The following is a 15,594-nucleotide window of genomic DNA, read 5'->3' on the forward strand; positions in this document are numbered from 1 at the left end:
CGAACCGTGCCCGCCGGCGCTGCATGCCGGCGGGCACGGGTTCGCTCGCGTTCGCCGCCGGACGCGCCGCCGCCGAAGCGGTGCGCGAGCCGGCGTCCCTCAGTAACTGCCGACCAGATTGAGGAACCAGCCGCGATGGTCGTAATCGAAGTTGGTCAGATCGTCGCTGTAGTCGGTGAAGTTGTAGCCCACGCCGGCGCGGAAGTTCTTGCCCAGATCGCGGTCCACGCCGAGCAGCACGCCGGTGCGGGTGCCGCCGTCGCGCACGTCCAGCCAGCGGTATTCGGCCAGACCGTGCCAGACCTCGTGCACGCGGTAGCGCGCCTGCACCGCCGCGAAGGTCGTGGTCGAATCCTCCCACTTGCCTTCCTGACGCCCGAACCGCACCTCGCCCACGCGCCGCGCGAGCTTGCCGGCGAACTCCCAACGATGGTTCGGGTTGTAGACGCCCTCGAACGCCAGCACTTGGGTGCGCTGATCGTAGGTGGCGATGTCCGGGCCGACCTGCCCCAGCGACGACACGTCGTAGAGATAGGTGTACTTGCCCAAGATCGCCCAACGCGTGGTGTCGAACGGACGCCATGCGAAGCCGGCGTTGCCCTCGACGAACTTCGCGCCGGCCTGCGCATTGAGCTGGTCCCGGGTCTGCGAGTAGTTGAGCCGCCCGGCGATGCGGAAACTGTCGTCGAACTTGTGCAGGAAGCGGTTGGTGCTGGTCCATTGTTCGCGCCGCTCGGCGCCGGTGTCGCGGCGCCATTCCAGCTTGCTCTGCCATTGGGTATCGACCGAACTGCGCCCGCCGGTCAGGCTGGCGCCGCGGCGTTCGACCGTACCCAACGCGGCCTCGCGTTCGAGCGTGGACTTGGTCAGGGCGAAACCGAGGTTCCAGCCCTCGCCCGGATAGAAGTCCATGCCGAAGGTGTGGCCCAGGCCGGATTCGTTCGGCGCCTTGAGGAACACGCTCTCGTTGTACAGGTTGACTTGATTCGACAGGCGCCAGCGCTGGCCGAGGGTCCAGCCGGTGTTGCGGCGGTCGTCGAACAGCGGGTCGTAGTCGGTGGTGTCGGTGGAATAGGTGTAGGCGCCGTAGATCGAGTGGTCCGGGGCCAGCCGGTATTCGGCGTCGAGCTTGACCGCGTCGCCGCGATCGCCGTGGACGACTTCGGCGCCGACGTTGGACAACTCGCCGAACGCGTACTTGCCGCCGAGGGCGACCGAGTCGTTGGGCGCGTAGCGGCCGTGGTCGTCGTCGACCGTCTTCTGCACGGTCCCGTACAGCTCCAGCTTGCTGCCGAAGCGCTGCTTGTACTGCACCGCGGCCAGCACGCCGTTGGCGTCCAGGCCGTTGGCGCGGTCTTCCTGCACCCGGCGCACTTCGGCGCTGAGCGTGGCTTCGTCGGTGAAGCGCCATTCGGCCGAGGCCTGAGCCTGGGTCAACGACGCCTTGCCGCGCTCGGCCTCGCTGTAGCGGGCGAACACGCGCACGGCCGGGGTCAGTTCGCCGTACACCTCGACGCCGCGCTCCTCGACCGCCTCATTGGTGTCGTAGCGCGAGATCGAATAGCCCTTGTCGACCCTGCGCGACCACGCGCTCGCGGTCCACTCGCCCTCGGTCCAACCCAGTTCCTTGAAGTTCGCGCGCGCTTCGACCGAACGGGCGCGGCCGCGGCGGTCCTGCAGGCCGGCATTGAGTTCGCTGAAGCTCAGGCCGCCGTTGTCGGAATAGAAGATCGGCGCGCTGGTGGCCTGGGTGCGGCTGTTCTCGACCTTGAGGAAGGTGCCGCGCCCGGCCTGCAAGGTCAGGTCCGCGCCTTGCAAGGTGTAGTCCTCGCCCGAGCGGTTCTCGTCGATCCAGGTGCCGCCGACGGCGAGGTGTTCGCCGAACCAATGCTTGCCGCGGACGCCCAGCGTGGTGTCGTCCGGGTCGAACCCGGTCGGCACGTATTCGTAATCGGCCAGCAGCACTTGGTCGAAGCCGTCGAGCGGCCGGTCGCGGGTCAGGCTGGGCGCGTTCTGGCGGGTGATCTGGTCCAGGCGCCGGGTCAGCAGCACGCGGCCTTGCAGTTCGTCGATCTCGTAATCGGCGCCGCGCACCAGTTCGACCCGGCTCTGCACCCGCCCGGTGGTGCGGTCGCGCACTTCCACCGCGAGCTTGTCCGAACCCGGCAGCAGATCGCCGTGCTTGAGATAATACAGGCTGCCGTTGGTGCCGAGCAGTTCGGTATGCCCCGGCGCGGTCTGCGCTTGCGAGCCGAACACGCGCAGCTGGGTGCCCGGCTCGCCCAGCGCGGTGCTGCGCCGGCTGCGCCAGCTCAGCGCCGCGCCGTACAGCGAGCGGTTGTATTGGGCGTACTCGGTGCCGGTCAGGCCGGTGTTGAAATTGCCCCACAGCGCCTGGTTCTTGTCCCAGTCCGCGCGCAGGTACAGCCGGCCCATCGTGTCGACATCGCGGTAGGTCGTGGAATCGTCGCCGTAGACCGGGTAGTACTGATCCGGATCGAGGCGGCGGAACACGTCCTGCGGATCGGCGTCCCAGAAGCCGTTGAACAGTCGGCCGACTTCGCGCTCCTGGGTGTCGGCCTGCGCGGTGACGAGATACTTGCCGCGGTACTTGCCCTTCAGATAGAACGCGAGCCGCCCGTCGACGACCAGGTTGTCGTCGGCCAAACGCTTGTCGTTGGCCACGGTTTCGACCGAGCCGCGGGTGCTGCCCTTGTACGCGGTGACATCCGCCAGCGCGACCGCGAACAAATACTTGCCGGTGACGTCGACATCGAGCGCACGATGGCTCGCCCCCGCCTTGCCGCCGCCGACTTCGACATCGAAGCGGTGCTGCCCGACCGGCACCAGATATTCGGCGACGAACTTGCGCTCCAGGTCGATCGGATGCGAGCGGCCGTTGATCTTGATCGACTCGCGGTCCGGGATGTTGCGTCCCTGGATGCGGATGCGCGAGCCGTAGACGGCGATGTTCTGGCGCCGCAGAGCGTCCTGGCCGAACACCCGGTCGATCTGGCTGCGCTGCTCGGCTTCTTCGACGCTGAATTTCGTGTTCTGCGATTTCTCCACCGAATCGCGCAACAGCCGCGATCCGCGCTCGGCTTCGCTCGGGGTGACCAGTTGCAGGCGGTTGGGATAGGTCTCGTCGAAGCTGCCGTCCTCGCCGTAAGCGCGGACGATGTACACCAGTTCGTCGCCGTTGCGCAGACGCAGGCCGGGATCGAGCTCGCCGTTCCATTCGGCCTCGCCGACCGCGGCGTTGGGCAGATCGACCCGGGCGATCGGCGCCGCCAGGTCGGTGTCGGTGGCGCGGAACAACAACACTTCGCTGCGTTTGATGAACGCGGAATAGTTGTTGTAGGTGTAGAACTTCACCGGCTTGACGACGCGGCCGTTCTCGAAGCCCAGCAGCGTCGGCGCCGAGACGGCCATGTGCGGCTGGCCGAGATTGGGATCCTCGGTCGCCCACACCACGCCGCCGCCGGGCAGTTGCAGCGACCACTTGCCGACCGCGACGGCCCGGCCGGGCTTGGGCGCGCCCCTCCATTCGGAACGCGGCTGCTCGGCCTCGATGGTGACGCGGCGATCGGGCTGCAGGGCCTGCGAGCTCGATCGGTCGGTGGTGCCGACCGTCAACGGCTGGCGCCTGCCGCGCGTGCGCAACTCGAACAGCACGCCGTCGCCGTTGTCGCAGCCGTCGTCGCCGCACTTCAGCGGCGGCTCGGCGGCGGCCGGATCCGCCGCCCGCGGCGACGGCGACGCCGCGGCCGGGCCGGCGGCGACCGGCGCGGGCAGTTGCTGCGCGCCGGCGGCCGAGGAAAGACCGGCCAGGATGCCGATCAGGGTGTAGTCCAACAGTTTCATTTTCATCATGGCGCCCCTTATTTCTCGCTCTTGCCGGCGGGGGCGTCCGGGTCGTTGCTTAGATCCACGCGCAGCGTCTTGCGCACCTCCGGGGAGGCATGGGCGACGATGGCGTCGTAGACCGCCTTCGTACGGCGCATGCCGAGCGCGATGTTGTAGGCGTCCGACGCGCGCTTGTCCGTGTGGCCGGTGATGACCACGCGGTGTCCCTTCAACTCCTCCAGCGCGGCGGCGATCTTCGCCATCAGCGGCAGGTACTTGGGCTTGATCGTCGCCTTGTCGGTGTCGAACAGCACTTCGCCGAGCTTGGGCCATTCGGCGAAACCGACCACCATCGTGCTGGGATCCTCGGCATCGGTGCGCACGCTGATCTGCAGGGCGGCGAGCAGTTCCGGCGTCAGCCCCGACTCCAGCGCCTTGCGCACCGCCAGAGCGCGATCCATCGCCAACGCTTCGCTTTCGCCGTTGGCGGTGATGACCACTTCGCCGCCGCCGTACTCGCGCACCTTGGCGGCCATGTTCTCCACCGCCGGCAGGTAGGCGGGTTTGACCACGGCGCTGCCGGCGTCGAAGAACACTTCGCCGATGCGCATTTCCACGTCTTCCTTGCCGCCCGGGATGTCGCCCGGCGGCAGCTTGACGCCGTAGTCGAAGCGCACCGGCACGCCCGGCGTCAGGCGCCGCACCAGCGGGTTGTCCGTGGTGAGCTTGCTGCCCGGCGGCACCGTGGTCGGATCGAGCTTGAGGATGAAGTTGCGGCCGCGCTCCCACGGACCGCCGGCCACGCCTTCCAGGTGGTAGCGGCCGAACTGGTCGGTTTCGATCAGCAAGCCTTCCACCGAGGCCAGACGCACGCCCGGGATGCCGCGTTCGTCCACGCCGCGATTGCTCACGATGTAATCGACCTGATAGCCCGCTTCGGTCTTCGCCACCCGCCGCTCGACCTTCGGGTCGGCGCCGGTGAGGCCCTTGGCGGCGTCGCCGCCGCGTTCCACGCGGGTGTTGCCGGCCGCATCCATGCGCACGGTGACGCCCTGCGCGTTGGTCAACGCGAAGTCGTCGGTGAAGCTCGGCTCGCGCAGCGTCTGGCGGATCGTCACGGTGTGCGCGGCGACCGGATCGGCGTCCGACTGACGGCCGGCGATGCGGCCCAACACGATGCCGTGCAGCATCGGCGAGCTCGCATCGGGCTCCGGCTTGGCGCCGTCGCCGCGATCGACCGTGGTCGAGTGGGCCACGTAGGCGTCCGGGGCGAAGCCGCCCTGCACGCGCAGGTCGGTCAGTTCGGCCGGATCCTGCCAGCGGTCTTCGTCGCGGTCGTCGAATACGGTGCCGATCAGCAGCGATTCGTCGAGCAACGGATCGGAGACCAGTTCGACGCTGGCGGTGGCGATGTTCGACCGCTTGCCGCCGTCCTCGGCGTAGGCGCTGTTGATGTGCGTGCCCGGCCGCACCGCGGCGCCGACGCGCAGCAGGTAGACCACGCTGGCCGATTGGCCGACCGCGATGTCGATGCCGTCCACGCGCACCGGGTAGGTGCCGACCAAACGGCCCTGGTTGTCGCGGTCCGCCACTTGCACGCTGCCGTCCACCAGGGTGAAGCCCGCCGGCGGCGTGTCGGTCAGCGTCGCATCCACGGCGGGGTTGTCGCCGACGTTCTTGATGGTGACGGTGTAGCGCACCAGATCGCCGATCTTGACCCGCTGCGGACGCGCTTCCTTGCTGACCACCAAGTCGGTGGTCGGTTCGGGTTCGACCTGCATGATCGCGACGCCGGTGGCGGTCGCCGTGCCCGAGGCCTGGCCGCCGCTGCCGCCACCGCCGAGGCTGCCGTAGCTCGCCGTGACCGTGACCACATTGTTCAACGGCGCGCCGGCGTTGGCTTCCGCGCGGGTGATGGTGTGGGTGTAGGCCTCGCAATCGACGCTGGCGCCCGGCGCGAGTGTGGTCGCGCCGCACTTGAGCTGGGTCGGCGCGTAGTTCTGCAGCACGTCGTTGGTGCTCATGTCGTTGAGGGTGATGTTGCCGGTGTTGGTGATGCGCACCGCGTAGCGAATGACGTCGTCGACGTTGCCGACGTTCTTAGTGGCGTTGTCGACGCTCAGCGTCGCGACCTTGACGATGGCGATGGCCGGATGCGCCTGGATCGGCACGGTGATGGTCGGCTTGCAGGCCGCATCGGTCGCGCCGGCGGGGCACACGTTCGGCGTGGAGCTGGTCACGGTCGCGGTGTTGACGACGCCCGCGGCGTCCACATCGGCCTGGGTGACCTTGTAGGTGCCGGTCAGCACGCAGGTGCGGCCCGGATCCACGGTCGCGCAGGTGATGGTGTTCGGCGCGATCTTGGCGTCGGTCACGACTACGTCGGTGAGGGTGACGTTGCCGGTGTTGGTCGCCGTGATCGAATAGGTCAGCGTGTCGCCCACGCTGACTTGGCCGTTGCCGTCCTCGTCGGCGTTGCGGTCCATCGTCTTGACCGACTTCAGGCCCGGCGCCTGGACCACCGGCACTTCGTGCTTGGGGTTGCACTTGGGATCGCTGGCGCCGGCGGTGCACGGCGACGGCACGCCCGAGGGCGTCTCCGCCGTCACGATCGCGGCGTTGCGCACGATGCCGGCGTTGGCGTCGGCCAGGGTGACCTTGTAAGTGCCCGTGAGCACGCAGGTCTGGCCCGGCGCGACGGTGGCGCAGGTGGTCGTGTTGGGCGCGATCTTGTTGTCGGTCACCTTGAGATTGGTCAGCGCGACGTTTCCGGTGTTGGTCACCGTGATCGTGTAGGTCAGCGTGTCGCCGACGGTCACCGAGCCGCTGCCGTCTTCGTCGGCATTGGCGGACAAGGCTTTGTCCGAACGCAGATCGGCGGTTCCCTGGACCGGGTGCGCGGTCGTGCAACTGGTGCAGGTCGGGGTCGGATCGCCGCCGCCGGTGCCCGCCACGCTGTTGCCGACCGTGCCCGACGCGTTCGCGTCGACCTTGGTGGTGTAGGTCAGCGTGTAGGTGCCCGGTGCGGTGCCGGCCGGGAGCGTGCACACGATCGGACCGCTGCCCGAACAGGTGTAGCTACCGGCGCTGGTCACCGAGCCGAACGTCTGCTGGCCCGACAGCGTGTCGGTCAGCGTATAGACCTCGGTCAAGGCGGCCGTGGTGATGGTGGTCGACAACGTGTAGGTGATCGTGTCGCCCGGGTTCACCGTCGTGCCCGTCGCCGGATTGGACGACTTGCTGCTGGTGATGTCGGGCAACGCCACGGTGTGGGTCGTGGTGCAATCCGTGCAGGTCGGGGTCGGATCACCACCACCGGTGCCGGCCACGCTGTTACCGACCGTGCCCGATGCGTTCGCATCGACCGTCGTCGTGTAGGTCAGCGTGTACGTGCCGGGCAGCGTGCCGCTGGGCAGCGTGCACGCGACGGGGCCAGTGCCCGAACAGGTGTAGCTACCGGCATTGGTCACCGAACCAAAGGTCTGACGACCCGCCAGCGTGTCGGTCAGGGTGTAATCGGCCGTCAGCGCGGCCGTCGTGATCGTCGTCGACAGCGTGTAGGTGATCGTGTCGCCCGGATTCACCGTCGTGCCCGTCGCCGGGTTCGACGACTTGCTGCTGGTGATGTCCGGCAACGCCACGGTGTGGGTCGTGGTGCAGTCGGTGCAGGTCGGGGTCGGATCACCGCCGCCGGCGCCCGCCACGCTGTTGCCCACCGTGCCCGATGCGTTCGCATCGACCGTGGTCGTGTAAGTCAGCGTGTACGTGCCGGGCAGCGTGCCGCTCGGCAGCGTGCACACGACGGGGCCAGTGCCCGAACAGGTGTAGCTACCGGCATTGGTCACCGAACCAAAGGTCTGACGACCCGACAGGGTGTCGGTCAGCGTGTAATCGGCCGTCAGCGCGGCCGTGGCGATCGTCGTCGACAGCGTGTAAGTGATCGTGTCGCCCGGATTCACCGTCGTGCCCGTCGCCGGGTTCGACGACTTGCTGCTGGTGATGTCGGGCAACGCCACGGTGTGCGTGGTCGAACAATCCGTGCAGGTCGGGGTCGGATCGCCGCCGCCGGTGCCGGCCACGCTATTACCGACCGTGCCCGATGCGTTCGCATCGACCGTGGTCGTGTAGGTCAACGTGTAGGTGCCGGGCAGCGTGCCGCTCGGCAGCGTGCACACGACGGGGCCAGTGCCCGAACAGGTGTAGCTGCCCGCATTGGTCACCGAGCCGAACGTCTGACGGCCCGCCAGCGTGTCGGTCAGGGTGTAATCGGCCGTCAGAGCTGCGGTCGCAACCGTCGTCGACAGGGTGTAAGTGATCGTGTCGCCCGGGTTCACCGTCGCGCCGGTCGCCGGGTTCGACGACTTACTACTGGTGATGTCGGGCAACGCCACAGTGTGGGTCGTGGTGCAGTCGGTGCAGGTCGGGGTCGGATCGCCGCCGCCGGTGCCGGCCACGCTGTTGCCCACCGTGCCCGACGCGCTCGCATCGACCGTCGTCGTGTAGGTCAGCGTGTAGGTGCCGGGCAAGGTCCCCAACGGCAACGTGCACACGACCGGGCCGGTGCCCGAACAGGTGTAGCTGCCGGCATTGGTCACCGAACCAAAGGTCTGACGACCCGACAGGGTGTCGGTCAGCGTGTAATCGGCCGTCAGCGCGGCCGTCGCGATCGTGGTCGACAGCGTGTAGGTGATCGTGTCGCCCGGGTTCACCGTCGTGCCCGTCGCCGGATTGGACGACTTGCTGCTGGTGATGTCGGGCAACGCCACGGTGTGGGTCGTGGTGCAGTCGGTGCAGGTCGGGGTCGGATCGCCACCACCGGCGCCCGCCACGCTGTTGCCGACCGTACCCGACGCGTTCGCATCGACCGTGGTCGTGTAGGTCAGCGTGTACGTGCCCGGCAGCGTGCCGCTCGGCAAGGTGCACACCACCGGGCCGGTGCCCGAACAGGTGTAGCTGCCGGCGTTGGTCACCGAACCAAAGGTCTGACGACCCGACAGGGTGTCGGTCAGCGTGTAGACCTCGGTCAAGGCCGCGGTCGCAACCGTCGTCGACAGCGTGTAGGTGATCGTGTCGCCCGGGTTCACCGTCGTGCCGGTCGCCGGGTTCGACGACTTGCTGCTGGTGATGTCCGGCAGCGCCACGGTGTGGGTGGTCGAACAATCGGTGCAGGTCGGGGTCGGATCGCCGCCGCCGGTGCCGGCCACGCTGTTGCCCACCGTGCCCGATGCGTTCGCATCGACCGTGGTCGTGTAGGTCAGCGTGTACGTGCCGGGCAGCGTGCCGCTGGGCAGCGTGCACACGACGGGGCCAGTGCCCGAACAGGTGTAGCTACCGGCATTGGTCACCGAGCCAAAGGTCTGACGACCCGCCAAGGTATCGGTCAGGGTGTAATCGGCCGTCAGCGCCGCCGTAGTGATGGTCGTCGACAGTGTGTAGGTGATCGTATCGCCCGGATTCACCGTCGCGCCGGTCGCCGGGTTGGACGACTTGCTGCTGGTGATGTCCGGCAACGCCACAGTGTGGGTCGTGGTGCAGTCGGTGCAGGTCGGCGTCGGATCGCCGCCGCCAGTGCCCGCCACGCTGTTGCCGACCGTGCCCGATGCGTTCGCGTCGACCGTGGTCGTGTAGGTCAGCGTGTACGTGCCGGGCAGCGTGCCGCTGGGCAGCGTGCACACCACCGGGCCAGTGCCCGAACAGGTGTAGCTACCGGCATTGGTCACCGAACCAAAGGTCTGACGACCCGACAGGGTGTCGGTCAGCGTGTAATCGGCCGTCAGAGCTGCGGTCGCAACCGTCGTCGACAGCGTGTAAGTGATCGTGTCGCCCGGATTCACCGTCGTGCCCGTCGCCGGATTGGACGACTTGCTGCTGGTGATGTCGGGCAACGCCACGGTGTGGGTCGTGGTGCAATCCGTGCAGGTCGGGGTCGGATCACCACCACCGGTGCCGGCCACGCTGTTGCCCACCGTGCCCGATGCGTTCGCATCGACCGTGGTCGTGTAGGTCAGCGTGTACGTGCCGGGCAGCGTGCCGCTGGGCAGCGTGCACACGACGGGGCCAGTGCCCGAACAGGTGTAGCTACCGGCATTGGTCACCGAGCCAAAGGTCTGACGACCCGCCAAGGTATCGGTCAGGGTGTAATCGGCCGTCAGCGCCGCCGTAGTGATGGTCGTCGACAGTGTGTAGGTGATCGTATCGCCCGGATTCACCGTCGCGCCGGTCGCCGGGTTGGACGACTTGCTGCTGGTGATGTCCGGCAACGCCACAGTGTGGGTCGTGGTGCAGTCGGTGCAGGTCGGCGTCGGATCGCCGCCGCCAGTGCCCGCCACGCTGTTGCCGACCGTGCCCGATGCGTTCGCGTCGACCGTGGTCGTGTAGGTCAGCGTGTACGTGCCGGGCAGCGTGCCGCTGGGCAGCGTGCACACCACCGGGCCAGTGCCCGAACAGGTGTAGCTACCGGCATTGGTCACCGAACCAAAGGTCTGACGACCCGACAGGGTGTCGGTCAGCGTGTAATCGGCCGTCAGAGCTGCGGTCGCAACCGTCGTCGACAGCGTGTAAGTGATCGTGTCGCCCGGATTCACCGTCGTGCCGGTCGCCGGGTTGGACGACTTGCTGCTGGTGATGTCCGGCAACGCCACAGTGTGGGTCGTGGTGCAGTCGGTGCAGGTCGGCGTCGGATCGCCGCCGCCAGTGCCCGCCACGCTGTTGCCCACCGTGCCCGATGCGTTCGCGTCGACCGTCGTCGTGTAGGTCAGCGTGTACGTGCCGGGCAGCGTGCCGCTGGGCAGCGTGCACACCACCGGGCCAGTGCCCGAACAGGTGTAGCTGCCGGCATTGGTCACCGAGCCGAACGTCTGACGACCCGACAAGGTGTCGGTCAGCGTGTAATCCGCTGTCAGCGCCGCCGTGGTGATCGTCGTCGACAGCGTGTAAGTGATCGTGTCGCCCGGGTTCACCGTCGCGCCCGTCGCCGGGTTGGACGACTTGCTGCTGGTGATGTCCGGCAGCGCCACGGTGTGGGTGGTCGAACAATCGGTGCAGGTCGGCGTCGGATCGCCGCCGCCGGTGCCGGCCACGCTGTTGCCGACCGTGCCCGACGCGTTCACGTCGACCGTGGTCGTGTAGGTCAGCGTGTACGTGCCCGGCAAGGTGCCGCTCGGCAGCGTGCACACGACGGGGCCAGTGCCCGAACAGGTGTAGCTGCCCGCATTCGTCACCGAACCAAAGGTCTGACGACCCGACAAGGTATCGGTAAGGGTGTAGTCGGCCGTCAGAGCTGCGGTCGCAACCGTCGTCGACAGCGTGTAGGTGATCGTGTCGCCCGGGTTCACCGTCGTGCCCGTCGCCGGATTGGACGACTTGCTGCTGGTGATGTCGGGCAACGCCACGGTGTGGGTCGTGGTGCAATCCGTGCAGGTCGGGGTCGGATCACCACCACCGGTGCCGGCCACGCTGTTACCGACCGTGCCCGATGCGTTCGCATCGACCGTCGTCGTGTAGGTCAGCGTGTACGTGCCGGGCAGCGTGCCGCTGGGCAGCGTGCACGCGACGGGGCCAGTGCCCGAACAGGTGTAGCTACCGGCATTGGTCACCGAACCAAAGGTCTGACGACCCGCCAGCGTGTCGGTCAGGGTGTAATCGGCCGTCAGCGCGGCCGTCGTGATCGTCGTCGACAGCGTGTAGGTGATCGTGTCGCCCGGGTTCACCGTCGTGCCCGTCGCCGGGTTGGACGACTTGCTGCTGGTGATGTCCGGCAACGCCACGGTGTGGGTCGTGGTGCAGTCGGTGCAGGTCGGGGTCGGATCGCCGCCGCCGGTGCCGGCCACACTGTTGCCGACCGTGCCCGATGCGTTCGCGTCGACCGTGGTCGTGTAGGTCAGCGTGTAGGTGCCGGGCAGCGTGCCGCTCGGCAAGGTGCACACCACCGGGCCAGTGCCCGAGCAGGTGTAGCTGCCGGCGTTGGTCACCGAACCAAAGGTCTGACGACCCGACAGGGTGTCGGTCAGCGTGTAATCGGTGGTCAGCGCGGCCGTGGCGATCGTCGTCGACAGCGTGTAAGTGATCGTGTCGCCCGGGTTCACCGTCGTGCCCGTCGCCGGGTTCGACGACTTGCTGCTGGTGATGTCCGGCAACGCCACGGTGTGGGTCGTGGTGCAATCCGTGCAGGTCGGGGTCGGATCGCCGCCGCCGGTGCCGGCCACGCTGTTGCCGACCGTGCCCGATGCGTTCGCATCGACCGTGGTCGTGTAAGTCAGCGTGTACGTGCCCGGCAAGGTGCCGCTCGGCAACGTGCACACCACCGGGCCAGTGCCCGAACAGGTGTAGCTGCCGGCATTGGTCACCGAGCCGAACGTCTGGCGGCCCGACAGCGTGTCGGTCAGCGTGTAGACCTCGGTCAAGGCCGCGGTCGCCACGGTGGTCGACAGCGTGTAGGTGATCGTGTCGCCCGGATTCACCGTCGCGCCGGTCGCCGGGTTCGACGACTTGCTGCTGGTGATGTCCGGCAGCGACACCGTATGCGTGGTCGAACAATCGGTGCAGGTCGGGGTCGGATCGCCGCCGCCGGTGCCGGCCACGCTGTTGCCGACCGTGCCCGATGCGTTCGCATCGACCGTCGTCGTGTAGGTCAGCGTGTACGTGCCGGGCAGCGTGCCGCTGGGCAGCGTGCACGCGACGGGGCCAGTGCCCGAACAGGTGTAGCTACCGGCATTGGTCACCGAACCAAAGGTCTGACGACCCGCCAGCGTGTCGGTCAGGGTGTAATCGGCCGTCAGCGCGGCCGTCGTGATCGTCGTCGACAGCGTGTAGGTGATCGTGTCGCCCGGATTCACCGTCGCGCCGGTCGCCGGGTTCGACGACTTGCTGCTGGTGATGTCCGGCAACGCCACGGTGTGGGTCGTGGTGCAGTCGGTGCAGGTCGGGGTCGGATCACCGCCGCCGGCGCCCGCCACGCTGTTGCCCACCGTGCCCGATGCGTTCGCATCGACCGTGGTCGTGTAAGTCAGCGTGTACGTGCCGGGCAGCGTGCCGCTCGGCAGCGTGCACACGACGGGGCCAGTGCCCGAACAGGTGTAGCTACCGGCATTGGTCACCGAACCAAAGGTCTGACGACCCGACAGGGTGTCGGTCAGCGTGTAATCGGCCGTCAGCGCGGCCGTGGCGATCGTCGTCGACAGCGTGTAAGTGATCGTGTCGCCCGGATTCACCGTCGTGCCCGTCGCCGGGTTCGACGACTTGCTGCTGGTGATGTCGGGCAGCGCCACAGTGTGGGTCGTGGTGCAGCCGGTGCAGGTCGGGGTCGGATCGCCGCCACCGGTGCCGGCCACGCTGTTGCCCACCGTGCCCGACGCGTTCGCATCGACCGTGGTCGTGTAGGTCAGCGTGTAGGTGCCCGGCAGCGTGCCGCTGGGCAGCGTGCACACCACCGGACCGGTGCCCGAACAGGTGTAGCTGCCGGCATTGGTCACCGAGCCGAACGTCTGGCGGCCCGACAGCGTGTCGGTCAGCGTGTAGACCTCGGTCAAGGCCGCGGTCGCCACGGTGGTCGACAGCGTGTAGGTGATCGTGTCGCCCGGATTCACCGTCGTGCCGGTCGCCGGGTTCGACGACTTGCTGCTGGTGATGTCGGGCAACGCCACGGTGTGGGTCGTGGTGCAGTCGGTGCAGGTCGGCGTCGGATCGCCGCCGCCGGTACCCGTCACGCTGTTGCCCACGCTGCCGGACGCATCGGCGTTGACGGTCGTGGTGTAGGTCAGCGTGTACGTACCCGGCAAAGTGCCCGCCGGCAGCGTGCACACCACCGGGCCGGTGCCCGAACAGGTGTAGCTGCCGGCATTGGTCACCGAACCAAAGGTCTGACGGCCCGACAAGGTGTCCGTCAGCGTGTAGAGCTCGGTCAGCGCGGCCGTGGCGACCGTCGTCGACAGGGTGTAAGTGATCGTGTCGCCCGGGTTCACCGTCGCGCCGGTCGCCGGGTTCGACGACTTGCTGCTGGTGATGTCGGGCAGCGCCACAGTGTGGGTCGTGGTGCAGTCGGTGCAGGTCGGCGTCGGATCGCCACCGCCGGTGCCGGCCACGCTGTTACCGACCGTGCCCGACGCGTTCGCGTCGACCGTGGTCGTGTAAGTCAGCGTGTACGTACCCGGCAAGGTGCCGCTCGGCAGCGTGCACACCACCGGACCGGTGCCCGAACAGGTGTAGCTGCCGGCATTGGTCACCGAGCCGAACGTCTGACGCCCCGCCAAGGTATCGGTCAGGGTGTAATCAGCCGTCAGAGCTGCGGTCGCAACCGTCGTCGACAGCGTGTAAGTGATCGTGTCGCCCGGATTCACCGTCGTGCCGGTCGCCGGGTTGGACGACTTGCTGCTGGTGATGTCCGGCAACGCCACGGTGTGGGTCGTGGTGCAATCCGTGCAGGTCGGCGTCGGATCGCCGCCGCCGATGCCGGCCACGCTGTTGCCCACCGTGCCCGATGCGTTCGCATCGACCGTCGTGGTGTAGGTCAGCGTGTAGGTGCCGGGCAAGGTCCCCAACGGCAACGTGCACACCACCGGGCCGGTGCCCGAACAGGTGTAGCTGCCCGCATTCGTTACCGAACCAAAGGTCTGACGGCCCGACAGCGTGTCGGTCAGGGTGTAATCAGCCGTCAGAGCTGCGGTCGCCACGGTGGTCGACAGCGTGTAGGTGATCGTGTCGCCCGGGTTCACCGTCGTGCCCGTCGCCGGGTTCGACGACTTGCTGCTGGTGATGTCCGGCAACGCCACGGTGTGCGTGGTCGAACAATCGGTGCAGGTCGGCGTCGGATCGCCACCGCCGGTGCCGGCCACGCTGTTGCCCACCGTGCCCGACGCGTTCGCATCGACCGTGGTCGTGTAGGTCAGCGTGTAGGTGCCCGGCAGCGTGCCGCTCGGCAAGGTGCACACCACCGGGCCAGTGCCCGAACAGGTGTAGCTGCCGGCATTAGTCACCGAGCCGAACGTCTGACGACCCGCCAAGGTATCGGTCAGCGTGTAATCGGTGGTCAGCGCGGCCGTGGCGATCGTCGTCGACAGGGTGTAAGTGATCGTGTCGCCCGGGTTCACCGTCGTGCCCGTCGCCGGGTTCGACGACTTGCTGCTGGTGATGTCGGGCAACGCCACGGTGTGCGTGGTCGAACAATCGGTGCAGGTCGGCGTCGGATCGCCGCCGCCGGCGCCCGCCACGCTGTTGCCCACCGTGCCCGACGCGTTCGCATCGACCGTGGTCGTGTAGGTCAACGTGTAGGTGCCGGGCAAGGTCCCCAACGGCAACGTGCACACCACCGGGCCGGTGCCCGAACAGGTGTAGCTGCCCGCGTTGGTCACCGAACCAAAGGTCTGACGGCCCGACAGCGTGTCGGTCAGCGTGTAGATCTCGGTCAAGGCCGCAGTCGCAACGGTCGTCGACAGCGTGTAAGTGATCGTGTCGCCCGGGTTCACCGTCGCGCCCGTCGCCGGATTGGACGACTTGCTGCTGGTGATGTCGGGGAAAACGATCGGATCGGTATCGGTCGCCGTGCAAGTACCGGCTGCACTGTCGAAGGCGCTACCCGCCGCCGTACAGCCGGCGCCGGTGTTGGTGATTCCCGTCGGTGGGGCGACGCTGGCGCGGTTGATCGCGCTCTGCGCCAGGGCATTTCCGCCGCCCAGCAACAACGATACGAGCAGGAACACCCTACTCACGTTGCGGCCAGCCGCACTCGCCTGCTTGAAAATGGATCCCAACACG

General features: G+C 67.8%; 2 protein-coding genes. Both read right to left on the reverse strand.

Features of this window, described 5'->3' with window-relative positions:
- Nucleotides 1–99 precede the first annotated feature (99 nt).
- Nucleotides 100–3,870: a porin gene (locus J5226_RS01090; protein ID WP_255322953.1), complete on the reverse strand. Its 3,771-nt coding sequence runs from the start codon at nucleotides 3,868–3,870 to the stop codon at nucleotides 100–102.
- An 11-nt stretch (nucleotides 3,871–3,881) separates the two neighbouring features.
- Entirely contained in the window at nucleotides 3,882–15,539 is an 11,658-nt protein-coding gene (locus J5226_RS01095; RefSeq protein WP_215838013.1) for an OmpA family protein, read from the reverse strand.
- Between the last annotated feature and the right edge of the window lie 55 nt (nucleotides 15,540–15,594).

Origin of the sequence: Lysobacter sp. K5869 (assembly GCF_018847975.1) — a bacterium.
GTDB lineage: Bacteria > Pseudomonadota > Gammaproteobacteria > Xanthomonadales > Xanthomonadaceae > Lysobacter.